This window comes from Rhizobium sp. BR 314 (assembly GCF_047445805.1).
GTDB classification, from domain to species: Bacteria; Pseudomonadota; Alphaproteobacteria; order Rhizobiales; family Rhizobiaceae; genus Rhizobium; species Rhizobium lusitanum_B.
In genome coordinates this window covers 1-21,211 of record NZ_JARWLA010000015.1, presented here as the reverse complement: position 1 = coordinate 21,211, position 21,211 = coordinate 1, and the positions used below count along the sequence as shown (strand labels likewise).

Sequence of the window (21,211 nt, the reverse complement as noted above, 5' to 3'; positions counted from 1 at the left end):
AGGTTAATGGGAGATTATTCCGGCTCCTGGTGTCGAGTGCCGTTTGGAGTCCGGTGTTGTCTCGTTCGCGTTATATCAGCCGAAAAATGCGGTTCCTGCCGGAGAACTGGACGTCGCCAGCCGTCTTCGGACTTTGCGCCTGGCTCATCTTTCCAGCACAGGCCGCCTATGGCGATCTCGCCGGCCTGCTCGCGGGCATCGATCGGGAAGGGGCCAACTGGCGCATGGTGATGACCGCGTCGCCAGCCGGTTCCACGCACCAGGCCGAACTCGCCTTCGGAGATGCGAAAGCCGCCACCGCCGTCGGCGACGGTGGTCTGATGTTGCCCGATGGTCGCCGGATCGCCTTCCAGTCCGAGCAAAAAGGTAGCGACCCGCGCCCGGATGAAGACCGCGTCAACAGGCGGGCCAAGAAGAGCCGCGTGGTCACCGTCGCGCCGATGCAGCCGCCGAAGGATTTTTCCGCCGGCTCGGTGCTGCAGCGTGCGAGCATGTTGCTTCGCCCTCAATCCGATACCGGCGAGCGCACCGCTTTCCTGAAGCCGAAACTCGGCGGCAAGGAAATCCAGATCGCCACTGCCTTCTATAAGAAGCAGCCGATAAAGCCGGATGACAGTGTGCCAACCTATCTTGCAAACCTCGTCACCAATCCGAACGCCGATGTCTTGGCTGCCGCTTACGCCTCGCCGGTGCCGGACTATGCCCGCACATCGCCGTTCGACAGCATCCTTGCCAAGGATCAGGACGGCGAAGGGCGTTTCGTGCCGCAGATCGGACCGAAGGATCACTCTTGGGCGGCAAATGTCCTGCCGCCATCAGTATTCTCTTCGGATGAGCAGCAGTGCCTGGCGACGGGTATCTATTTCGAGGCGCGCGGCGAATCCGTGAAGGGGCAGGCGGCCGTCGCCCAGGTCATCCTCAACCGGGTTCGCAATCCGGCCTATCCCAAGAGCATCTGCGGCGTCGTCTACCAGAACGAGGATTGGCACAATGCCTGCCAGTTTTCCTTCGCCTGCGACAATGTCAAGGAACGGGTGAACTCGCCGGAGCACTGGCGTATTGCCCGTCAGGTCGCCATGGCGGTGACCGCCGGCAAGATCTGGCTGCCGGAAGTCGGTTCCGCCACTCATTATCATGCAGTCTATGTCCGTCCGAGCTGGGCCGCCGAAATGGTGAAGGTCGGTCGTATAGGGATGCACATCTTCTATAGAACCTATGGCGGCGGCTGGAGCTGAGGCGCCTGGTTCGGGTGTTCTCGCCGAACGAAAGCGTGCGATCGCCTGCAAAATGGCCACAGGAAAGCCTGGGCTGAAGAGGATTCTTCGGCTCAGTTTTCACCCGGCACGGCTTTTTCTGTTTAAGCTCATGATTTAATTAGGCTAATTTATGGCTGGACAGATGACGTCTACGCCTTGACTATGCTTTTTCCTAAAACTATGTTGCGCGCGACTTCAAAACGGGCCGAAAGGTGGCGAAACCTGCTGTTCGTTTACGCGTTGACCGGGGTAATGGGATAGCGCGCAACGAGAACAGGGAGGATACCACCATGGCGGATGACCGCGACGAAGGTCTGGAGCAGCGACGAGCGCAACTGGGGGCCGAACTGGCAAACAAGCGCTCCGAGATGAGAGAGGGTGAACACGGGGAGGTTCGCGCCGAGGTGAGCCGCAAGGGCTACGCTCAGGCGATGAAGCTTTCCAGCGAGTTCATAGCCGCAATCATCGTTGGCGCCGTTCTGGGCTACGTCTTCGACCGTTTTATTGGTACAGCGCCGTGGGGCATGATTATTCTGCTGCTTCTCGGATTTTGCGCTGGCGTACTGAATGTGCTGCGGTCTGCAGGCAGGGTGGCGACGCCTATGCTCGATGAACGTACGCCTGACAAGAAATGAGCGGAGGCGGCGCTATGTCGCTGCTTCCAAATAAGAGGCATCCGCTCGGTGGAGCGGGAAAATGAAAGAGAACAAGCGGTGGCAAACGATCCTACCCATCAGTTCCTGATCTTCAAGATTATCCCGATCGACATCGGTGGAATTGATTTTTCGTTCACCAACGCTTCGCTGTTCATGGTTGCCTCCGCTGTGCTTTCCGCCGGCTTCCTGTATTTTGCCGCAGCACCGCGCGGCGTCATCCCGAGCCGCTCCCAGTCAGTCGCGGAAATGGCATATGAGTTCATTGCCTCCATGCTGAAAGAGGGGGCGGGAACGAAGGGGATGAAGTTCTTCCCGCTTGTCTTCTCGCTCTTCATGTTCGTCCTGACGGCGAACCTGCTCGGTCTCGTTCCTTACTTCTATACCGTTACCAGCCAGATCATCGTTACCTTCGCGCTGGCGCTGCTGGTTATCCTTACGGTCATTCTCTACGGCTTCATCAAGCACGGGTTCGGCTTCCTGAAGCTCTTCGTACCGCACGGCGTTCCCGGCATCCTTCTGCCGCTGGTGGTGATCATCGAGATTATCTCGTTCCTCTCCCGCCCGATTTCGCTCTCCGTTCGTCTCTTCGCCAACATGCTGGCTGGCCATATCACGCTCAAGGTGTTCGCAGGCTTCGTTGCCTCGCTCGGAGCTCTCGGCGCAGTCGGCATCGGTGGCGCTATCCTTCCTCTCATCATGACCGTCGCCATCACCGGTCTCGAGTTCCTTGTCGCCTTCCTTCAGGCTTACGTCTTCGCGGTACTGACTTGCATGTACCTCAATGACGCAATCCATCCGGGTGGCCACTAAGGATAAAGACATTGGCGTCTAACGGCGTCAGTCATTCACCGCACAACCATTTCAAAGGAGTTCAACATGGACGCGGAAGCAGCAAAGTTCATCGGCGCAGGTTTGGCTTGCTTTGGTATGGCCGGCACGGCTCTCGGCCTCGGCAATATCTTCGGCAGCTACCTGTCCGGCGCACTGCGCAACCCGTCGGCTGCTGACAGCCAGTTCGGCCGTCTGGTATTCGGCTTCGCCGTTACGGAAGCTCTGGGCATCTTCTCGCTGCTCGTCGCTCTCCTCCTGCTCTTCGCCGTCTGATATCAGCGGCGTCATAGATCACGGTTCGCGGTTAGCGAGCCGTGATTCTTTGTATTTGCAGACCACCTGGAGGTGAGCATGTTTGTGACCCCGGCATATGCTGACGAAGCACCGCCGGCCGCCGGAGCGGTGCACACGGAAACGGGTGCGCCGAATGAAGGCCATCACGGCGGCGTATTCCCGCCGTTCGACCATACGACCTATCCGTCACAGCTGCTTTGGCTGGTGATCACCTTCGTCATCTTCTACGTGGCCATGCAGAAGATCGTCATCCCGCGGGTTGGCGGCATTCTGGAAAGCCGGCATGACCGGATCGCCCAGGATATCGAGGAAGCTTCGCGTCTGAAGGCCGAAGCCGACGCTGCCGTCGCGACCTATGAAGCCGATCTGGCTGCAGCTCGCGCCAAGGCGAACACCATCGGTGCCAGCGCCCGCGATGCTGCAAAAGTCAAGGCTGAGGAAGATCGCAAGGCGATTGAAGCAAGCCTGGCCGAAAAGCTCAAGGCTGCCGAAGCCCGTATCGCAGAGATCAAGGCGAAAGCCTTTGGCGATGTCGGCGCGATTGCCGAAGAGACGGCCGGTGCTGTCGTCGAGCAGCTGGTTGGCAATGTCGCCGGCAAAGCCGACGTCGCGTCCGCTGTGGCCGCCGCGTCCGCCAAGCAGGAGGGTTGATCGATGTTCGCTTTAGACAATACTTTCTTCGCGTTTGTCGGCCTTCTCATCTTCCTCGCTCTGATCGTTTACCTGAAAGTTCCGGGCATGATGGCAAAGTCGCTGGACGACCGCGCCGATCAGATCCGCAACGAACTGGCCGAGGCCAAGCGTCTGCGCGAAGAGGCTCAGCATCTGCTGGCTGAATATCAGCGCAAGCGTAAGGAAGCCGAAGCAGACGCAGCGAATATCGTTGCCGCTGCCGAGCGCGAAGCCGAGATGCTGACGACGGAAGCCCGGAAGAAGACGGAGGAATTCGTCGCCAACCGTACGGCTCTGTCCGAGCAGAAGATCAAGCAGGCTGAAGCCGATGCAATGAAGGCGGTTCGCTCCGCTGCCGTTGACCTGGCGATTGCCGCCGCTGAAACCGTGCTTGCAAACAAGGCCGGCGGAAGCGTTCAGGCAGGTCTCTTCAATGACGCAGTCAATGAAGTGAAGACCAAACTGAACTGAGCGTGTGAGAGATTGCACTTCGAAAACCCCGCCTCGGTGGGGTTTTTTGTTTTCATCTCACTTTCCGCCGTTTGACTAGCGTTACCATGCACGTCTAGATCGTTTCACGGGAAGGGGGGCAGATGCAAACATCGCACGATCAAGGGCCGCTTCGCGATGGCGACACTGTCCTGCGGCAGGCGTGTCCGTGGACGCCGAGCATACACGCTTTGTTGGCGGCCTTACCCGAACATGGCTTTACCGCGGCGCCCGCGCCGATCAGCTTCGATGCTGTCTGGGAGAGGGTGAGCTATCTGCCCGGCGCAACGGGTGATCTCGATAGCAGTCGCGAAATGCGCGCCGAAAAGGCCCTGCGATCCGCAGCCTCTCTTCTTCGCCATTATCACGATTGCTCCGCGCTGCTCCTGCCTTGTCTTGAGAGGGCGCGCGTATGGCAACTATCCTCCAGAGAGCCTGCTGAGATCATCTGTCATGGAGATTTCGCGCCTTACAACGTCGTTCTGAACGATGGCGAGGTGACTGGTATCATCGACTTCGAGGCCGCTCATCCAGGCCCGCGCTCCTGGGATATCGCCTATGCCATCTACCGGTGGGCACCGCTGTCTTCGGATGTTGAGGTGGAAGGCCTGGGCAGGTTGGACGATCAGATTAGGCGTGCACGCATGTTTGTCGATGCGTATGGAATGTCGATTGACGCCCGCCACCTCATTCCGGAAGCCATCGTTGCAAGGCTGGAAGCATTGCTTGCTTTCATGGAGCAGGAGGCTTCGCTCGGCGTCGAGCGCTATCGCCGGAACTTGCAGGATGGTCACGATCGCATCTATCGCCGCGACATAGCCTATGTACTGAAATGGTCTTTGGAGATCACCGCTGGGCTTGTTGATTGAGGGGTGAACTATCTCGGTCGCCTCAGACCACGTCTTTCCTCAGCGGGCGGAAGCTCATGCGGTGCAGAGAGCAGGGGCCATGCTGTTCGATGCCGGCGCGATGCTGCGCAGTACCGTAACCGGCATGGGCAGCGAAGCCGTAGGCGGGAAAGACGCTGCCCGCACGCGCCATCATCCGGTCGCGCGTGACCTTGGCGACAATCGAAGCGGCTGCGATCGAGAAGGAGCGCGCATCGCCCTTGACCACGGCCTTTCCCGGGCAGCTGAGGCCGGCCGGCACATCGAGGCCATCAGTCAGCACATAGCTTGCCGGCACGGCTAGGCCGCAAATAGCACGGCGCATCGCATCAAGGCTCGCTTTGCGAATATCCGTGGTATCGATGCGCGTTGCACTTGATGAGGCGATGGAAACGGTCGCAGTTGCCAGAATTTCAACAAACAGTCTTTCCCGTCTTGCCGCGGTCAACTGCTTGGAATCATTCAGCCCGTCGGGAATACGTTCAGGATCGAGAATGACGGCGGCAGCGACGACCGGTCCCGCGAGCGGTCCGCGGCCAACTTCGTCTGCGCCGGCAACCGGCCAGTGCCCGGCGCGCCGGGCGATCAGTTCCAGCTCGAAGGACGGAACGATAGGCCCATCGTCGAAAAGCGTGGGAGAATCGGGCGATGTACTGCGTGGCATGCGGCGAAGCTCGCACACCACCCGATCTCCTGCAAGCCCCCGGTGGATCAGAGCGGCGAACCAGGGGGCTTTTCCGGCGGGTACAGGGACAACCCGCGAGGAAGTATCAGAGCAACGACAATTGCACGCCGCTGCCGTCAGGCGGCACGAACAGGTCGTCGCGCAATGCGATGTTGCGCCGGGTCAGCTCGAGCCGCCGCGTCGCCATCTCGAAGCGCCGGCTGATCTGCCAGGCATAGGGTCCGGCGCCCTTCATGCGTTTGCCGAAATCGGCGTCATAATCCTTGCCGCCGCGCATCGAGCGGATCAGCGACATGACGTGGCGATAACGATCCGGGTAGTGCTGCAGCAGCCAGTCGCGGAACAGCGGGCTCACCTCCAGCGGCAGCCGCAGAATGACGTAGCTCGCCTCCTGCGCGCCGGCCGCCTTGCCGGCTTCGAGAATACGTTCGATCTCGTGATCATTGAGGGCCGGGATGATCGGCGCCACCATGACCGAGGTGCGGATGCCGGCTTCGCTCAGCGCCTGGATTGCCTCCAGCCGGCGTGTTGGCGTGGCTGCACGCGGCTCCATGGTGCGCGCCAGTTTCCGGTCGAGCGTCGTCACTGAAAGACCAACGCGAACTAGGTTCTTGGCGGCCATCTCCTTCAGAATGTCGATATCGCGCATGACCAGCGCCGACTTGGTGACGATCGCGACCGGATGGTTCGCGCGGTTCAGCACTTCGAGGGTCTGGCGCATGATCCGCCATTCCTTTTCGATCGGCTGGTATGGATCCGTATTGGTGCCGATGGCGATGACCCGAGGCCTATAGCCCGGCTTTGCCAGCTCGCGTTCCAGAAGCTTGGCTGCGTCTGGCTTGGCAAACAGTTTCGCTTCGAAATCCAGCCCTGCCGATAGGCCCATATAGGCGTGGGTCGGGCGGGCAAAGCAGTAGATGCAGCCATGCTCGCAGCCGCGATAGGGATTGATGGAGCGATCGAAGGGGATATCGGGCGATTCATTGCGGGTGATGGCGGTGCGCGGCTTCTCGACCTGCACCTCCGTCTTGAAGGGCGGGAGCTCTTCCAGCGTCTGCCAGCCGTCGTCGAAGGTCTCGCGCTGCTGCTTCTCGAAGCGGCCGTTCGGGTTCAGGCCCGCGCCGCGCCCGCGCCGGCGCTCGACGTCGACCCTGAGGCCGGCATCGGCGATCAGAGCGTTGGCAATGTCTGGCGTATTGGCAGGCGCGAATGCGGCCTGCGCTGCGAGGGACTGCTCGTTCATCGGTGGCTCCAGGGCGGTTCATGGCGCTGCATGCCGCGTCTAAGATGATTAAATTCCTATCCGACAAGTAAGAACAATGCAAGAACAAAAATGCGAAGTCGCCGTTATCATCCCCGTTCGTTCGAGGCTCCCGATGCGATCGCGAGGAGATTTGGAGCGCGATTATCTCGCATTTCTTAAACACTCGGACGCGAGGGTTAGGAGCTGGCAATAAATGGTGCGCCGCTCTATAAATGGGCAATGTTGACAGTCATCATCGAATGCCAGGATCAGGAACCTGAGCTGGCGCAGACATTGGCAGCCTTGGTGCAGGGGGCGATCGAAGGCCTCGTCTGCGATGTCGTCGTGCTCGATCACGGCTCGCAGGACGGTACTTCGCGGGTGGCGGATGCTGCAGGCTGCCGTTTCTATTCGCAGTGGGATATTAACGATATATTGCGTTCGGCACGTGGCGAATGGCTGCTGCTCGTCGAGCCCGGTGCCCGGCCGCAAGCGGGCTGGATAGATGAGATTGCGGAGTACGTCTCGCTGAATAAGGTTCCGGCGCGCTTTACGGCATCGCGCGGTTATCGCCGACCTTTTCTGCAACGCATTGGCCGCGCCAAAGCTCCGTTGGAGCTGGGCTGGCTCTTATCCAAGCCGCAAGCCATTGCAACGGCTAGAAATGGCATGCGGCTGGCGGAATTTGCCGAAGGGCAGAAGAGCCGGCGCCTCTCCAGCGAGCTCATCCCGTCCTGGGTGGCGCGCGCCGCTCGCTAGCCCGATTCGCGATTCCATTTGAAAAGCTGCAAATAGCTGCGATAATTCCCCAAGTGGCGGCACCTTTCGCGTGTCGCGTGGGGCGGCCGACTATCATGATGCCGATATGGGGCGGAACAGGCTAGCGCAGCACTCCTCGTCCGCCGGCATGCCGGCGAAAGGAGGTGCGTTATGAAACGCACGATGCTCACCCGCTTCACGGCGATGGCCCTTGTGGCAGTAGCGATCTTTTATCCCGGCTTAGGCGCTTCCCAGGCGATGCTCGCCTGTGCCAAGCGAGTAGATCTCGTCGGCTTTCTCAGCGATCACCTCTCCGAGAAGCTCTCGGCCGTCGGCAAGCTCGACACCAGCACGATCCTCGAAGTCTACACCGCCGACAGCGGTAACTGGACACTGATGCTCAGCGACGTTTCCGGCCGCAGCTGCATTATCCTCAACGGCGAGAGTTGGGAATCAATTCCTGTCTTGCCGGGCCAGAAGACCTGATATTCCGAAAGGCATTGTGATCGACTAAGGCCTGCAGCGTTTCGCAACCTCTCGGGTTCTCCTGTCGGGCTGTAGGTTTTTGAGGTCGCGTGTCGTTTTTGCAAGCCCGCTCGACACCTTTGCGCGACCTACCTATTTGGAACCGGCACCGCGCTTCAGATGCTCGTCAAGGCGCGGCATAATCTCCACAAAATTGCAGGGCATATGCCGGTAATCGAGCTGCGCCTTCAGTATGCCGTCCCAAGCATCCTTGCAGGCACCGGGAGAACCCGGCAGCACGAAGATGAAGGTGGCGTTGGCAACGCCGCCTGTTGCCCGCGACTGAATCGTTGCCGTGCCGATCTTGTCGTAGGAGATGCGGTGGAAGACCTCGGAGAAACCATCCATGCGTTTTTCGAACAGCGGCTCCAGCGCCTCGGGCGTGACATCGCGGCCGGTAAAGCCCGTGCCGCCGGTGGTGATCACGACATCGACCGCGTCGTCCTTTGTCCAGGCTTCCACCTGCGCGCGGATGCGTTCCTTGTCGTCGGGCACGATGGCGCGGGCCGCAAGCCTGTGACCGGCGTCAGCGATACGTGCGACCAGCGTATCGCCTGACTTGTCGTCGGCGAGCGTGCGCGTATCAGAGACAGTCAGCACCGCGATGCCAACGGGAATGAAGGATCTTTCGTTGATTGAAGCGGCCATCATACTTCTCCCGCGATCGTTTCCGTCACCTGGAAATACCAGTCCGGCCGCTGCCTGTGAAGCGAGGCGGCAGCTTCCGTCGCCTGCGCGAGATCGGCAAAGATGCCGAAGCACGTTGCGCCCGAGCCGGACATGCGCGTCACGATCGGAGACTGGCTTTCGATCAAACCGGACAGCACTGAAATCTCAGCGCAGATCGAGCGCGCCGGCGGTTCCAAGTCGTTCCGCAAAGTCTTGATGGTGTCGATCCACTCGCTTTGTCTCTGCGGCAGCTGCGATGAAAACAAGAGCGGCGGATTATCCTTGCGGGACAATTGGCGGAATACGTCTGGTGTCGACACGCCGACGAGTGGGTTGCCGAGCACCAAGGAAAAAGCGGGAAACGCCGGCAGCAGCTCAATTGCCTCACCGATGCCGCGCGCCACCAGCGGCTGGCTTGCAAGGCACATCGGCACATCGGCGCCGAGCTTCAAGGCGATGGTCTTCATGGTCTCTTGCGGCAGCGAGAGCCGCCACAGCCGCATCAGCCCACGCAGCGTCGCAGCAGCGTCCGCCGAGCCGCCACCGATGCCCGAGGCGATCGGCAGGTTCTTCTCCAGATGGATATGAACTGCAGGGGTTTCGCGGCCGGCGGCCTGTCGGAGCAGGTCACGCGCCTTGAGCACGAGATTGTCGCCGGCCTCGGCATCCACAGCAAGAAGCGGGCCGAAGCGACCGGAAAGACTGAATGCGTCATGCTCGCTTGCACGAAAGCCAAGGCGATCGCCATGTCGCGTGAAACTGACAAGCATATCGAGCAGGTGATAGCCGTCGGCGCGGCGGCCGGTGACATGCAGCGCAAGATTGATCTTTGCGGGCGCCTCCTCCGTGAGGTCGAAATCGCCCGCTGCCAAGATCGCGTTCATGGGAAGTCTTATGACTTCTTATCGACCGGAGCCGGCGCGCTCGAATCCGGAGCCGGCGGCGGTGCTGGATCGGGCTGCTTGCTCTTGTCGACCGTCTTCGGGTCGTTATCGAGGACAGGCAGGCCCTTCTCGATCTTTTCCTTGATCTTCGGAATGTCGGCTTCTTCCGGCTTCGAAGCGAGAGCGCGGTTCCACTGATAGACCGCCTCCAGCTTGCGGTTGACGCGCCAGTAAGCGTCGCCGAGGTGATCGTTGATCGTGGGATCACCGGCCTTGAGCTGCGCTGCCCGCTCCAGTTCGTTCACCGAATCGTCGAAACGGCTGAGGCGGAAATAGGCCCAGCCGAGCGAATCGACGATATAGCCGTCATCCGGCTTCAGCTCGACCGCCTTCTTGATCATGTTCAGACCCTGGTCGAGGTTCATGTTCATGTCGACCCAGGAATAGCCGAGATAGTTCAGCACCTGCGGCTGATCGGGGTTGAGCTCAAGAGCCTTCTTGAAATTCGGCTCTGCCTCCGGCCACTTCTTCAGCCGCTCATAGGCAATGCCGCGCTGGAAGAACACGGCCCAGTCGCTGCGCTTGGGCACAGGGCCGATGATCTGCACGGCCTTGTCATAGGTTTCGGCCATGGCCTGGAAGTCCTTGGCATCGGAAAGGACGCTGCCATAGGCGAGGTAGCTACGGATATCGTTCGGATCGGAATCGATCAGCGCTTTCAGATGCTTGCGCGCGTCGTCGATCTTGCCGGCCTGGGCGAGGGCGAGGCCCAGCTGCAGCTCCGAGATGCGGGCCATCGGCGAATTATCGGGCACCTTCTTATAGAAGGCGATGGCACGATCGGTCTGATCCTGCTTCTCGGCAAGCCCGCCGAGCAGAACCAGCGTGTCGGCAGCCTTCGGGTCGAGGGCATTGGCAATCTGCAGGTAGAGTGAGACGACATCCTCGGCGCCGTCGCGGTTCAGTGCAGCCCCGACGGTGAAGAGCACGGCGGCCGCACCTTCGCTGGCGTTGGTCACCTGCTGGTCGGGCGTGTCGCCCTTGCTGATGCTGTCGCGCAGCGCATTGAGCGGCGCGTAATTGCTGACGAGATTGTCGCCGACCGAAATCGCATCGAGCGCCTTCTGCTTGTCGCCAGCCTTGGCTTCGAGGCGTGCAAGCGCCATGACGGCGCGCATGAAGGTGTCCGGGGCCGTCGCGCCGCCCGTCTTGTCGAGGATGGCGTCGTTCAGGTGCGAGCGAGCGGATTTGATATCGCCGATCGACAGGGCGATGGCGCCTGCATGATAGTTCTTGAAAATGTTGAACCAGTCCGGTCCCTTCATCTTGTCGACCAACGAGATCGCTTCCTTGCCGCGGCCGGAACCGGCGCGAGCCCATGCGGAGAGCAAGTTAGTCATCATCCGGTCGAGATCGTTCGGACCGCTATATTTGAGGATTTCCTGCGCCGACCGATATTCGTGGCGGCGGATGGCGTCCATGCCGCGGACGATCGTGGTGACCCGCTCGACCGAGGGATCGCTCTTCAGCTCGTTGGCGTATTTTACGCCTTCTTCGAGATTGCCGTTGAGCAGCAGCGAGATCATCAACCGCTGACGGATTTCCGGATTGCCCGGGTCGATCATCAGCGCTTTCTTGTAGAGCGCGATAGCAGTGTCATAGTCGTGATCGACATCGGCCGTACGAGCGGCAAGGAATGCACCGGCGAACGTATCGACATTATCCGGATCGAAGGCGACAGGAGCGGTGATCTCCGCCTTTGCCGGCTTGTTCTCAGCCCGCGCGACACTCAGGGCGGACACCGAAAGGACCGCTGCCAGGGCGACGCCCGAGAGGAAACGGATGGCAAGTCTCTGCCGCATTAGAAAGCCTTTCATCGAGGGACGGCCAGCGAAATCGCCGGCGGCATAACGCATTCGTGTCAACTGATTCACAACAGGATGGCTTTTTTGAAGCGGCCCTGCAACAAATTCAGGCAGCCGCCATCAATTAACGCGTTCGATGCAGAAATCGATCACTTCGAGAAGTGCTGATTTCCATGGCGTTTCCGGCAAAGGTGCCAGAGCGTCGCGGGCGATGGTGCCGTAATGGACGGCACGGGCGATGGTATCGGCCAGCGCGCCGTATTTCGTGATGAGGCCGAGCGCCTTCTCGAGATTCTCATCACTGTTGTTGCCGGTTTCGATGGCGTCACGCCAGAAAGCGCGCTCCTTCTCGGTGCCGCGGCGATAGGCGAGGATCACCGGAAGGGTGATCTTGCCCTCGCGGAAATCGTCGCCGACATTCTTGCCGAGATCGGCAGCCTTGCCGCCGTAGTCGAGTGCGTCGTCGACGAGCTGGAAAGCGAGGCCGAGATTGGTGCCGTAGGACTTCAGCGCGTTACGTTCTGCTTTTCCGGCATTGGCGACGATCGGGCCGACTTCGGCCGCAGCTGCGAAAAGCGCCGCAGTCTTGGCGCGGATGACCGAGAGATAATCGTCTTCAGTCGTTTCCATGTTCTTGGAAACGGAAAGTTGCAGCACTTCGCCCTCGGCGATGACACAGGCGGCGGAAGACAGGACGTCGAGCGCGTCGAGCGAGCCGACCTCAACCATCATGCGGAAGGCCTGACCGAGCAGGAAGTCACCGACCAGCACGCTTGCCTGGTTGCCCCAGATCATGCGGGCGGTTGAGCGGCCGCGGCGCAGATCGCTTTCATCGACCACATCGTCATGCAGCAGCGTGGCCGTGTGCAGGAATTCGACCGAGGTCGCGAGCTTGATATGGTTGTCGCCCTGATAGTTGTAGAGCGCTGCCGACGCGATGGTCAGCATCGGCCGCAGGCGCTTGCCGCCAGAGGAGATGAGATGCTCCGCAACCTCGGGGATCATCTGAACATCGGAGCCGGCTTTCGACAGGATGAGCTGATTGACGCGTTCCATGTCCGCCTTGGTCAGATCCACCAAAGGCTTGATGGATGCCAGTTTATTCTTGCTTTCTTCCAGCGGTATCACGACGCCCAACGATCCGGACTCCTGTTCATTTTCTGCAAAGCACAATAAGAAGGGGCGAAACAAGCGGCAAGAGGCGAATTGTCTCGTCGCGTAAATTTGACAGGAATTCTAGGGCTTATGCACGAACTCATCCGCACCAACGATCCCGTCCTGCTCTCGTTTGCGCAGAGCCTGATGAAGGATGCGGGGATTCATTGCTTCGTGGCGGATCAGGCCATGAGCATCCTGGAGGGCTCACTCGGCATGCTGCCGCGCCGTTTCCTGGTGGAGGAGGAACGTGCCGATCAGGCTCGGCGTATCCTCATCGATGCCGGTCTCGGCGACGAGCTGCGCCCGGTACGCGGCTGAGGTTCGCCATGGCCGAAAATTCTTCCGAAACGATCGACGCCTTCCACCGCGGTGCATTCCATATCGTCCAGCCGAAGGGCAGGGGGCATCGTTCTGGCATGGATGCGATGCTGCTTGCAGCGCTCGTCGCCGATGAGCGGGCAGTGAGGGTTGCCGATCTCGGCTCAGGTGCCGGGGCCGCAGGCATGGCAGTCGCATCGCGGCTTGATCGGGCTGAGGTGGTATTGTTCGAACGCTCACCCGATATGGCCGCGTTCGCCCGCAAGAGCCTGCTGCTGCCGGAAAATGCGCGGTTTGCCGATCGCGTCTCGGTGATCGAAGCCGATGTGACGCTGACCGGTAAGGGTCGCAACGAAGCGGGCCTGATCGACGACAGCTTCCACCATGTCATCATGAACCCGCCTTTCAACGATGCCAGCGACCGGCTGACGCCCGATGCGTTGAAGGCCGAGGCGCATGCTATGACCGAGGGGCTGTTCGAGCGCTGGATACGCACGGCAGGTGCTATCATGATCCCCGGTGGCCAGCTGTCTCTGATCGCGCGGCCGGAATCGATCGGCGAGATCATCGCAGCCTGCGGCCGGCGCTTCGGCGGCATCGAGATCACGCCGATCCATCCGCGCGAAGGCGAGAGCGCCGTACGTATCCTGGTGACGGCAATCAAGGGGTCGAGGGCGAGATTGGCGTTGCGAGCGCCGTTGACCATGCATGGCGATGGGACACACAAATTCACCGATTTCGTCGATGATATGAACAACGGCCGCGCGCCCTATCCGCGCCGCTAGTCTGTCGACCGGTTGCGGTCGGGGCATGAAATACGATCCGTAATGTTGCGTTTGCCGTTTCCGTGCATACATCACGGGCAGCAAACATCATGATTCAGGGATGACGAATGGTTGAGTTCTTGAGACGCATGCTTCCGAAGCGCTTCCGCAAGGAGCGGGTGATCGTGCCAGTCGTCCGTCTGAGCGGCGTCATCTCTTCCGGCGGCGGTCCGCTGCGGCAATCGCTTAATCTGGCGGGCGTGGCACAGGCTTTGGAAAGGGCCTTCGACATGAAGGAAGCGCCGGCCGTTGCGATCGTCGTCAATTCGCCGGGCGGCTCTCCGGTCCAGTCGCGCATGATCTACAATCGCATCCGCGATCTTGCGGCCGAAAAGAAGAAGAAGGTCCTGGTCTTCGTTGAGGATGTCGCGGCATCCGGCGGCTACATGATCGCGCTTGCAGGCGATGAGATCATTGCAGATGCCACGTCCATCGTCGGCTCGATCGGCGTCGTCTCCGGCGGCTTCGGCTTTCCCGAACTGTTGAAAAAGATCGGCGTCGAGCGCCGCGTCTATACCGCCGGTGAGAACAAGGCGATCCTCGATCCTTTCCAGCCCGAGAAGGAAAAGGACATCGAGTATCTGAAAAGCCTGCAGCTCGAGATCCACAAGGTCTTCATCGACATGGTGCTAGAGCGGCGCACCGGAAAGCTCTCGGCGGACGGAACGGTGTTCTCCGGCCTGTTCTGGACCGGCAGCCGCGGGCTTGAGCTTGGCCTCATCGATGATCTCGGCGATATGCGCCAGGAGCTGAGGAAGCGCTTCGGCGACAAGGTCAAGCTTGCGCTGGTCACCACGCCTCGCAGCCTTTTCGGTCGCAAGTCTCCGGGCATTTCGCTGGGCAGCATGGACGGCCTTGGCGCTGGCCTTGCAGCCGGGCTTGCCGAAGTGGCAGAGGAAAAGGCATTGTGGGGCCGGTACGGATTGTAATCGGGAGCGCTGGGTAATGTCCCGGATCATCTTCTTCATCGTCGTCATCGGCGGCATCTGGTTCTTGTATCGGCGCTTCGTCCGCGATGCACAGCGGCTTGCCGAAAAATCCCGCCGCGCCGAAACGGAGCGGCGCACCGGCGCGATGGGAACGCTGATCAAGGATCCGAAGACCGGAGAATACCGGGTGAAGCGCGAGGATGAATAGCCAAATTGCTTCACGCAAAAGTTCTTGATATACATTCCTTGACGTATATCATCGGAGTGTCTCATGCAGGTCGCAAAATGGGGAAATAGTCTGGCTATCCGCATCCCTTCTGCGGTTGTTGATGCCCTCGACCTAAAGGAAGGCGATGATATTGTTGTGCGTATCGGCAAAGGAAATGCCTTTGAAATCGAACGTGACGACAGGCGGCACCGAGCTATGGAAAAGATCAGAGCGTTTAAGCTCAAACTTCCCGAGGATTGGAAGTTTGATCGCGAAGACGCCAGTTCCCGCTGATGCGTCCTGTTTTGGATTTTCTCGACACCAATGTTCTTCTCTACGCTTTTATGGAGGGGGAGCGGGCTGAAAAGGCGCAGACGCTTTTAGCTCAGCCATTCGCTATCAGCGCGCAGGCGCTAAACGAGTTTGCCAATGTCGCGCGCAAGAAGCTCAATATGTCCTGGCCTGATATTCGCGAGGCAATTGATGCTCTCGTTGCTTTGTCGGGAACCATCATTCCGGTAAGTGAGAAAATCACATTCGCAGGGTTGGAGCTTACCCAGCGTTATCAGCTTTCCTTCTATGATGCGACCATGTTAGCCGCGGCGATCGAGGCTGGCTGCGAGCGGTTCTATTCGGAAGATTTGCACGGTGGCCTGATAGTAGAGAAGCGGTTGACGGTCATCAATCCATTCTGAGGGCCTTCTTCGGAACCAAACTCCAGCATTGCTCCTACACGCGGCAGAGTAAAAACTTGACCCGTTCGCCCCGCCGTGGCACCTGTCCGCCAAACAATTCGCTAGCAGAAGAAATCAGCTCCCATGACTGCCAACGTGCCCGACCACATGAACCCGAAGCGCTCCTTTCAGGCGCTGATCCTGACGCTGCACAATTACTGGGCCGACAAGGGTTGCGCGGTTCTGCAGCCATACGACATGGAAGTCGGCGCCGGCACGTTCCATCCGGCCACCACGCTGCGTTCGCTCGGTCCCAAGCCGTGGCGTGCAGCCTATGTTCAGCCGTCCCGCCGCCCGTCGGATGGACGCTATGGCGAAAACCCGAACCGCTTGCAGCACTATTATCAGTACCAGGTCATCCTGAAGCCCAATCCGCCGAACCTGCAGGAGCTATATCTCGGCTCGCTGAAGGCGATCGGCCTCGATCCGCTTCTGCATGATATCCGCTTTGTCGAGGACGACTGGGAAAGCCCGACGCTCGGCGCATGGGGTCTCGGTTGGGAATGCTGGTGCGACGGCATGGAAGTCTCACAGTTCACTTATTTCCAGCAGGTCTGCGGTATCGAGTGTGCGCCTGTTGCCGGCGAGCTGACCTATGGTCTGGAGCGTCTCGCGACCTATGTTCAGGGTGTCGACAGCGTCTATGACCTGAACTTCAACGGCCTCGAAGGCGAAGACAAGATCACCTATGGCGACGTATTTCTGCAGGCCGAGCAGGAATATTCCCGGCATAATTTCGAATATGCCAACACGGAAATGCTGCATCGCCATTTCATCGATGCGGAGAAGGAATGCCAGGCGTTGCTGGCAGCCGGCGCCCCTGGCGACAGCGAAAACCATCGCCTGCACAAGTGCGTCTTCCCGGCCTACGACCAGTGCATCAAGGCGAGCCACGTATTCAACCTGCTCGATGCCCGCGGCGTCATTTCGGTGACGGAGCGCCAGAGTTATATTCTGCGCGTGCGCACACTGGCCAAGGCTTGTGGCGAGGCCTTCCTGCTGACCGATGCAGGCGGCATCAACTGGAACCAGCAGGCCGCCTGAGCTTGAAATGTCCCGGAGCGCCTTGGATGTGCGCTCCTCAAAGGGCGATGGTTTACGGGATACACCTTCCGAGCAATCCTCAGCGGATTTCCCCAAGATTAGGTTTTGCCGGCCCAGTCTTGGTCCTCCGTTACCGTTAAAGCCGGGTGACATTGCCGGCAAATCTGCCTAGTGTCCCCATGGTTGCAGTCGCCCCGGGGATTTCAGATGTTTATTCTTCTCGCGATCATAGTTCTGGCCGCGCTCTACGTCGTCTTTATCTATAACGGGCTCGTTCGCGCTCGTCAGGTCGCCGAAGAGGCTTGGTCCGGCATCGACGTGCAGTTGAAGCGCCGCGCCGATCTCATTCCCAATCTGGTCGAGACGGTCAAAGGCTATGCCGGCCATGAGAACAAGACGCTGGTCGAGGTCACCCAGGCGCGCAATGCTGCCCAAGCCGTGCCAGCTGGCGATGTCGCCGGCCGTGCTGCGGCCGAAGGCGTTCTCAGCCAGGCGCTTGGCCGTCTGATGGCCGTGTCCGAAGCCTATCCGGATCTGAAGGCTAATACGGGCTTCGTCGAGCTGCAACAGTCGCTGGAGAAGACGGAAAACGAGATCCAGATGTCTCGTCGCTATTACAATGGCGCTGCACGCGATCTGAACGTCAAGGTCGAAACCTTCCCCAACAACCTCATCGCCGGCCCCTTCGGCTTCGTCAAAAAAGCCTATTTCGAAATCACCAACGAAGCGGATCGCGCCGTTCCCACGGTAAAGTTCTGAGATTTTTGCTATCGGTTTTTCATGCGAGGCGGTAAAGGATGCCGACCGACGGCCATCGGCCGTTTTCCTGACCTGAGCAATTCCAGGAAAAGTGCGTCGCGGTTTTCCGTACGGAATTGCGTAAAAACAAAAAGATTGAGCCTTTTCGCGATTCGAAGAAGCACGGAAAGGCTCTGACCAAAGAGAATGATGATGGGTAGAGCCAAACTCACGATTATCCCGCCGGGCAAGCCTCTGACCGGGCGCGCCATGCCGCCGGGATCGAAGTCGATCACCAACCGCGCACTGCTGCTGGCAGGCCTTGCTAAGGGCACGAGCCGGCTGACAGGCGCGCTGAAGAGCGACGATACCCGCTATATGGCCGAAGCGCTGCGCGCCATGGGCGTCACGATCGATGAGCCTGACGATACCACCTTCATCGTGACAGGCAGCGGCAAGCTGAAGGCGCCCGCAGCTCCTCTCTTTCTCGGCAATGCCGGCACGGCGACACGCTTCCTTACAGCTGCTGCTGCCCTGGTCGAAGGCAAGGTCATCGTGGATGGCGACGAGCATATGCGCAAGCGGCCGATCGGCCCGCTCGTCGACGCGTTGCGCTCGCTCGGCATCGATGCTTCCACGCAAACCGGCTGCCCGCCCGTGACCGTCAATGGTACCGGTCGTTTCGAGGCAAGCCGCGTGCAGATCGATGGCGGCCTTTCCAGCCAGTATGTCTCGGCGCTGTTGATGATGGCGGCCGGCGGCGACCGCGCTGTCGATGTCGAGCTGCTCGGCGAGCATATCGGCGCCCTCGGCTATATCGATCTGACGGTTGCGGCCATGCGTGCTTTCGGCGCCAAAGTCGAGCGCGTGAGCCCCGTCGCCTGGCGCGTCGAGCCCACCGGCTATCATGCCGCCGATTTCCTGATCGAGCCGGATGCCTCCGCGGCGACCTATCTCTGGGCAGCTGAAGTGCTTGGTGGCGGCAAGATCGATCTTGGCACCCCGGCCGAACAGTTCTCTCAGCCGGATGCGAAAGCTTATGATCTGATTTCCAAGTTCCCGCATCTTCCGGCCGTCATCGACGGCTCGCAGATGCAGGATGCTATCCCGACGCTTGCCGTCCTTGCCGCCTTCAACGAAACGCCGGTGCGCTTCGTCGGCATCGAGAACCTGCGCGTCAAGGAATGCGACCGTATCCGCGCATTGTCGAGCGGCCTGTCGCGCATCGTTCCGAACCTCGGTACGGAGGAGGGCGACGATCTGATCGTCGCATCCGATCCGAGCCTCGCCGGCAAAGTGCTGCCTGCGGAGATCGATAGTTTCGCCGATCACCGCATTGCCATGAGCTTTGCGCTCGCCGGCCTGAAGATCGGTGGCATCACCATTCTCGATCCCGATTGCGTCGCCAAGACCTTCCCGTCCTATTGGAACGTGCTGGCTTCGCTCGGGGTCTCTTACGAAGATTGACGCTCCGCCATTCCGAGGGATGGTGGGGTGCGGAAGCATTGTTGACGCAAGGCGGCGCCGGCGACGGCGCCGCGGCCATCCTTTGGGGGAGTGATGACACGGCTTTGCGGGTTCTTCCTGGCTCTCTGCCTGCTGCTTTGCGCAACGGCTGTCACCGCGGCCGAACTCATCACCAAATTCGATCAGGCGATTGCCCTGCATCGCGACGGCTCCATGCGGGTGGTCGAGACCATTGCGGTCAATTCGGAAGGCCAAGACATCAGACGCGGCATTTTCCGCGATTTTCCGCTTGTTATGACCGATGCCGGCGGCCGGGAGATCCAGGTGGATTTCAAGGTCGTGTCCGTCGAACGTGACGACCAGCCGGAGGATTGGCGCACTGAGCGCATCAGGGGCGGCGAGCGCATATACATCGGCAATGCCGAGCGGGTCTTGAAACCCGGCCCGCATAGCTTCCGCATCACCTACGACACCAATCGTCAGATGCGCTATTTCGACGATCACGACGAGCTCTATTGGAACGTGACCGGCAATGGCTGGCTGTTCCCGATCATCAACGCCAGGGCAACCGTCACATTGCCCGATGGCGTGCGGCCGCAACAGCTTGCTTTCTTCACCGGGCCGCTCGGTGCCAACGGCAAGAGTGCCAGCGCCAGCGCGGACGGCAATGTAGCTACCTTTACGACAACCCGGCCGCTCGCGAGCGCCGAAGGTCTGACAATCGCCATCAAGCTTGCAAAAGGGGCGATTGCACCGCCGAGCGACAGCCAGCAATGGGGCTGGTTCCTCAGGGATCATCTCGACACGACGATCGCCATCGGCGGCCTGATCCTGCTGTTTGTCTATTACATGCGCAGCTGGATTGCGGTTGGCCGCGACCCGCCGGCCGGCGTCATGGTCCCGCGCTGGGATCCGCCCGAAGGCATTTCACCGGCGCTGGTCAACTATATCGACAATAAGGGTTTTGCCAGCTCCAGCTGGACGGCATTCTCGGCAACGGCGATCGATCTTGCCGTGCGCGGCTATGTCATTCTCGACGATCTCGCGGGAAAGGTGGTCATCCGCCCCACGGGCAAGGCTGGCACTGATCTGGGCGGTGGCGATAAGGTGCTGATGCAGGCCGTCGGGCCATTCTCTCCACTTGTCATCGACAAGGCGAACGGCGAGGCGGTGCAGCGCCTCGGCTCGAAATTTCGCAGCGCCATCGAGCGCGATCATCGCGGCGAGTACTACAAGGCGAATTCGCTCTATGTGATTGCCGGTATTGCCCTTTCTGTTCTGGTTCTGGCTGCGATCGTCATTTTCGGCCGTCTGCACGAGAATGCGGTGCCGCTGATCGTCGTGCCGGGCTTCCTGTCGATTTTCGTGACGGTCTTTGCAAGTTCGATCGGCCGCAGGTTCCGCAGGCATAATACGAGCCTCGCCCAGCGCATTGTTTCGGTGCTGATCTTCGCCTTCTTCGGCTTCGTCTTCGTCTCGATTGCCGTTAGCGGTTTTGCTGCCGCGGTCGTGCCGCTCTGGGAGGCTGGTCTGTTGCCGCTGGTGGCAGGCATCGTCGGCATTTTCGCGCTCAACGTCGTCTTCTATTTCCTGATGGGCGCGCCAACGCCGCTCGGGCGTAAGATGATGGATGGCATTGCCGGTCTCAGACAATATCTGACGCTGGCGGAACGCGACCGGATGAACATGCAGGGCGCGCCACAGATGTCGCCACGGCATTTCGAAACGCTGCTACCCTATGCGGTTGCGCTGGGCGTTGAAAAACCATGGTCCAGCGCCTTCGAGACATGGCTTGCCACGGCAGCGGGGGCAACAGCGGCCGCCGCCTATGCGCCGATCTGGTATTCCGGCGACTTCCGCCCGGGCAACATTGGCGGAACGATCGGCGACTTCTCGTCGTCCATGGCATCCACCATCGCCTCGACCGTTCCTGCACCCGTCTCCAGCTCGTCCTCCGCTTTCGGTAGTGGAGGAGGTGGCGGCGGTGGCTTCTCCGGAGGCGGTGGCGGCGGTGGAGGCGGCGGAGGGTGGTAGTTAAACACCTCCCCCTCGAGGGGGAAGGTCGCCGCGTAGCGG

General features: G+C 60.2%; 25 protein-coding genes. 19 read left to right on the top strand and 6 right to left on the bottom strand.

Going from position 1 to position 21,211, the window contains the following annotated elements; genetic code table 11:
* Positions 1 to 56 precede the first annotated feature (56 nt).
* The 7 genes from QD461_RS19160 to QD461_RS19130 all read left to right on the top strand — a co-directional run bounded on the left by QD461_RS19160 (position 57) and on the right by QD461_RS19130 (position 5,067).
* Entirely contained in the window at positions 57 to 1,235 is a 1,179-nt protein-coding gene (locus tag QD461_RS19160) for a cell wall hydrolase (protein WP_414089177.1), read from the top strand.
* A 311-nt stretch (positions 1,236 to 1,546) separates the two neighbouring features.
* A complete protein-coding gene (locus tag QD461_RS19155; protein ID WP_414089176.1) occupies positions 1,547 to 1,891 on the top strand; it encodes an AtpZ/AtpI family protein in 345 nt (114 codons plus the stop codon).
* A 78-nt stretch (positions 1,892 to 1,969) separates the two neighbouring features.
* A complete protein-coding gene (locus QD461_RS19150; RefSeq protein WP_184700825.1) occupies positions 1,970 to 2,722 on the top strand; it encodes a F0F1 ATP synthase subunit A in 753 nt (250 codons plus the stop codon).
* 66 nt (positions 2,723 to 2,788) lie between these two features.
* Positions 2,789 to 3,016, top strand: coding sequence for a F0F1 ATP synthase subunit C (locus QD461_RS19145; RefSeq protein WP_015338972.1), 228 nt, complete (start codon positions 2,789 to 2,791; stop codon positions 3,014 to 3,016).
* Positions 3,017 to 3,094: 78 nt separating this feature from the next.
* Positions 3,095 to 3,688: a F0F1 ATP synthase subunit B gene (locus tag QD461_RS19140; protein ID WP_184700827.1), complete on the top strand. Its 594-nt coding sequence runs from the start codon at positions 3,095 to 3,097 to the stop codon at positions 3,686 to 3,688.
* A gap of 3 nt (positions 3,689 to 3,691) precedes the next feature.
* Positions 3,692 to 4,180 carry a F0F1 ATP synthase subunit B gene (locus QD461_RS19135; RefSeq protein ID WP_184700829.1) on the top strand — a complete coding sequence of 163 codons (489 nt, stop codon included), beginning with the start codon at positions 3,692 to 3,694 and terminating at the stop codon, positions 4,178 to 4,180.
* A 122-nt stretch (positions 4,181 to 4,302) separates the two neighbouring features.
* Positions 4,303 to 5,067: an aminoglycoside phosphotransferase family protein gene (locus tag QD461_RS19130; RefSeq protein WP_414089175.1), complete on the top strand. Its 765-nt coding sequence runs from the start codon at positions 4,303 to 4,305 to the stop codon at positions 5,065 to 5,067.
* A gap of 22 nt (positions 5,068 to 5,089) precedes the next feature.
* Here the strand turns inward: QD461_RS19130 and QD461_RS19125 are convergent, their stop codons facing one another.
* A complete protein-coding gene (locus tag QD461_RS19125; protein ID WP_414089174.1) occupies positions 5,090 to 5,749 on the bottom strand; it encodes a ribonuclease HII in 660 nt (219 codons plus the stop codon).
* Between the two features lie 106 nt (positions 5,750 to 5,855).
* Positions 5,856 to 7,013, bottom strand: coding sequence for a PA0069 family radical SAM protein (locus tag QD461_RS19120; protein ID WP_414089173.1), 1,158 nt, complete (start codon positions 7,011 to 7,013; stop codon positions 5,856 to 5,858).
* Positions 7,014 to 7,253: 240 nt separating this feature from the next.
* Between QD461_RS19120 and QD461_RS19115 the strand changes: the two genes are divergently transcribed.
* Together QD461_RS19115 and QD461_RS19110 are read left to right on the top strand one after the other, a co-directional pair.
* Complete coding sequence (locus QD461_RS19115; RefSeq protein ID WP_184700835.1) at positions 7,254 to 7,772, top strand: glycosyltransferase family 2 protein; 519 nt, start codon at positions 7,254 to 7,256, stop codon at positions 7,770 to 7,772.
* 171 nt (positions 7,773 to 7,943) lie between these two features.
* Complete coding sequence (locus QD461_RS19110; RefSeq protein WP_414089172.1) at positions 7,944 to 8,258, top strand: hypothetical protein; 315 nt, start codon at positions 7,944 to 7,946, stop codon at positions 8,256 to 8,258.
* A 132-nt stretch (positions 8,259 to 8,390) separates the two neighbouring features.
* Here QD461_RS19110 and moaB read toward each other — a convergent pair whose 3' ends face one another.
* The 4 genes from moaB to QD461_RS19090 form a co-directional block, all read right to left on the bottom strand.
* Positions 8,391 to 8,945: a molybdenum cofactor biosynthesis protein B gene (moaB, locus tag QD461_RS19105; RefSeq protein WP_414089280.1), complete on the bottom strand. Its 555-nt coding sequence runs from the start codon at positions 8,943 to 8,945 to the stop codon at positions 8,391 to 8,393.
* A complete protein-coding gene (locus tag QD461_RS19100; protein WP_414089171.1) occupies positions 8,945 to 9,850 on the bottom strand; it encodes a 4-(cytidine 5'-diphospho)-2-C-methyl-D-erythritol kinase in 906 nt (301 codons plus the stop codon). Before QD461_RS19100 ends, moaB begins: the two co-directional genes overlap by 1 nt.
* An 8-nt stretch (positions 9,851 to 9,858) precedes the next feature.
* Positions 9,859 to 11,712, bottom strand: a complete 1,854-nt coding sequence (locus QD461_RS19095; protein ID WP_414089170.1) for a tetratricopeptide repeat protein — start codon at positions 11,710 to 11,712, stop codon at positions 9,859 to 9,861.
* A gap of 123 nt (positions 11,713 to 11,835) precedes the next feature.
* Positions 11,836 to 12,852 carry a polyprenyl synthetase family protein gene (locus QD461_RS19090; protein ID WP_184700843.1) on the bottom strand — a complete coding sequence of 339 codons (1,017 nt, stop codon included), beginning with the start codon at positions 12,850 to 12,852 and terminating at the stop codon, positions 11,836 to 11,838.
* Between the two features lie 108 nt (positions 12,853 to 12,960).
* Here QD461_RS19090 and QD461_RS19085 point away from each other — a divergent pair, with 108 nt between their 5' ends.
* From QD461_RS19085 to QD461_RS19040, 10 genes are all read left to right on the top strand, one after another.
* Positions 12,961 to 13,191, top strand: coding sequence for a DUF2007 domain-containing protein (locus QD461_RS19085; RefSeq protein ID WP_414089169.1), 231 nt, complete (start codon positions 12,961 to 12,963; stop codon positions 13,189 to 13,191).
* Between the two features lie 8 nt (positions 13,192 to 13,199).
* The gene (locus QD461_RS19080) at positions 13,200 to 13,976 is read left to right on the top strand and encodes a tRNA1(Val) (adenine(37)-N6)-methyltransferase (protein WP_414089168.1); all 777 of its coding nucleotides are present in this window, start codon (positions 13,200 to 13,202) and stop codon (positions 13,974 to 13,976) included.
* 107 nt (positions 13,977 to 14,083) lie between these two features.
* The gene (locus tag QD461_RS19075) at positions 14,084 to 14,944 is read left to right on the top strand and encodes a S49 family peptidase (RefSeq protein ID WP_414089167.1); all 861 of its coding nucleotides are present in this window, start codon (positions 14,084 to 14,086) and stop codon (positions 14,942 to 14,944) included.
* A 16-nt stretch (positions 14,945 to 14,960) separates the two neighbouring features.
* Positions 14,961 to 15,152 carry a hypothetical protein gene (locus tag QD461_RS19070; RefSeq protein WP_184700851.1) on the top strand — a complete coding sequence of 64 codons (192 nt, stop codon included), beginning with the start codon at positions 14,961 to 14,963 and terminating at the stop codon, positions 15,150 to 15,152.
* A gap of 63 nt (positions 15,153 to 15,215) precedes the next feature.
* Positions 15,216 to 15,446 carry an AbrB/MazE/SpoVT family DNA-binding domain-containing protein gene (locus QD461_RS19065; RefSeq protein WP_414089166.1) on the top strand — a complete coding sequence of 77 codons (231 nt, stop codon included), beginning with the start codon at positions 15,216 to 15,218 and terminating at the stop codon, positions 15,444 to 15,446.
* Positions 15,447 to 15,457: 11 nt separating this feature from the next.
* On the top strand, positions 15,458 to 15,847 hold the full coding sequence (locus QD461_RS19060; protein WP_414089165.1) for a PIN domain-containing protein: 390 nt from the start codon (positions 15,458 to 15,460) through the stop codon (positions 15,845 to 15,847).
* Between the two features lie 123 nt (positions 15,848 to 15,970).
* A complete protein-coding gene (locus tag QD461_RS19055) occupies positions 15,971 to 16,930 on the top strand; it encodes a glycine--tRNA ligase subunit alpha (RefSeq protein ID WP_112335445.1) in 960 nt (319 codons plus the stop codon).
* 207 nt (positions 16,931 to 17,137) lie between these two features.
* Positions 17,138 to 17,689 (top strand): LemA family protein, encoded by a 552-nt coding sequence (locus tag QD461_RS19050; RefSeq protein WP_414089164.1) that lies wholly within the window; start codon positions 17,138 to 17,140, stop codon positions 17,687 to 17,689.
* 189 nt (positions 17,690 to 17,878) lie between these two features.
* Positions 17,879 to 19,135, top strand: a complete 1,257-nt coding sequence (locus tag QD461_RS19045; protein WP_184702191.1) for a 3-phosphoshikimate 1-carboxyvinyltransferase — start codon at positions 17,879 to 17,881, stop codon at positions 19,133 to 19,135.
* Between the two features lie 93 nt (positions 19,136 to 19,228).
* Positions 19,229 to 21,169 carry a DUF2207 domain-containing protein gene (locus tag QD461_RS19040; RefSeq protein WP_414089163.1) on the top strand — a complete coding sequence of 647 codons (1,941 nt, stop codon included), beginning with the start codon at positions 19,229 to 19,231 and terminating at the stop codon, positions 21,167 to 21,169.
* Positions 21,170 to 21,211 lie beyond the last annotated feature (42 nt).

Bases quoted from the DNA above. Each gene is read 5' to 3' on its own strand.
- QD461_RS19145 (WP_015338972.1), top strand. From the start codon at position 2,789: ATGGACGCGGAAGCAGCAAAGTTCATCGGCGCAGGTTTGGCTTGCTTT.
- QD461_RS19110 (WP_414089172.1), top strand. From the start codon at position 7,944: ATGAAACGCACGATGCTCACCCGCTTCACGGCGATGGCCCTTGTGGCA.
- moaB (WP_414089280.1), bottom strand. From the start codon at position 8,945: ATGGCCGCTTCAATCAACGAAAGATCCTTCATTCCCGTTGGCATCGCG.
- QD461_RS19055 (WP_112335445.1), top strand. From the start codon at position 15,971: ATGACTGCCAACGTGCCCGACCACATGAACCCGAAGCGCTCCTTTCAG.
- QD461_RS19120 (WP_414089173.1), bottom strand. From the start codon at position 7,013: ATGAACGAGCAGTCCCTCGCAGCGCAGGCCGCATTCGCGCCTGCCAAT.
- QD461_RS19050 (WP_414089164.1), top strand. From the start codon at position 17,138: ATGTTTATTCTTCTCGCGATCATAGTTCTGGCCGCGCTCTACGTCGTC.
- QD461_RS19125 (WP_414089174.1), bottom strand. From the start codon at position 5,749: ATGCCACGCAGTACATCGCCCGATTCTCCCACGCTTTTCGACGATGGG.
- QD461_RS19130 (WP_414089175.1), top strand. From the start codon at position 4,303: ATGCAAACATCGCACGATCAAGGGCCGCTTCGCGATGGCGACACTGTC.
- QD461_RS19040 (WP_414089163.1), top strand. From the start codon at position 19,229: ATGACACGGCTTTGCGGGTTCTTCCTGGCTCTCTGCCTGCTGCTTTGC.
- QD461_RS19135 (WP_184700829.1), top strand. From the start codon at position 3,692: ATGTTCGCTTTAGACAATACTTTCTTCGCGTTTGTCGGCCTTCTCATC.
- QD461_RS19095 (WP_414089170.1), bottom strand. From the start codon at position 11,712: ATGCGGCAGAGACTTGCCATCCGTTTCCTCTCGGGCGTCGCCCTGGCA.
- QD461_RS19045 (WP_184702191.1), top strand. From the start codon at position 17,879: ATGATGGGTAGAGCCAAACTCACGATTATCCCGCCGGGCAAGCCTCTG.
- QD461_RS19140 (WP_184700827.1), top strand. From the start codon at position 3,095: ATGTTTGTGACCCCGGCATATGCTGACGAAGCACCGCCGGCCGCCGGA.
- QD461_RS19100 (WP_414089171.1), bottom strand. From the start codon at position 9,850: ATGAACGCGATCTTGGCAGCGGGCGATTTCGACCTCACGGAGGAGGCG.
- QD461_RS19155 (WP_414089176.1), top strand. From the start codon at position 1,547: ATGGCGGATGACCGCGACGAAGGTCTGGAGCAGCGACGAGCGCAACTG.
- QD461_RS19085 (WP_414089169.1), top strand. From the start codon at position 12,961: ATGCACGAACTCATCCGCACCAACGATCCCGTCCTGCTCTCGTTTGCG.
- QD461_RS19065 (WP_414089166.1), top strand. From the start codon at position 15,216: ATGCAGGTCGCAAAATGGGGAAATAGTCTGGCTATCCGCATCCCTTCT.
- QD461_RS19070 (WP_184700851.1), top strand. From the start codon at position 14,961: ATGTCCCGGATCATCTTCTTCATCGTCGTCATCGGCGGCATCTGGTTC.
- QD461_RS19115 (WP_184700835.1), top strand. From the start codon at position 7,254: ATGTTGACAGTCATCATCGAATGCCAGGATCAGGAACCTGAGCTGGCG.
- QD461_RS19075 (WP_414089167.1), top strand. From the start codon at position 14,084: ATGGTTGAGTTCTTGAGACGCATGCTTCCGAAGCGCTTCCGCAAGGAG.
- QD461_RS19080 (WP_414089168.1), top strand. From the start codon at position 13,200: ATGGCCGAAAATTCTTCCGAAACGATCGACGCCTTCCACCGCGGTGCA.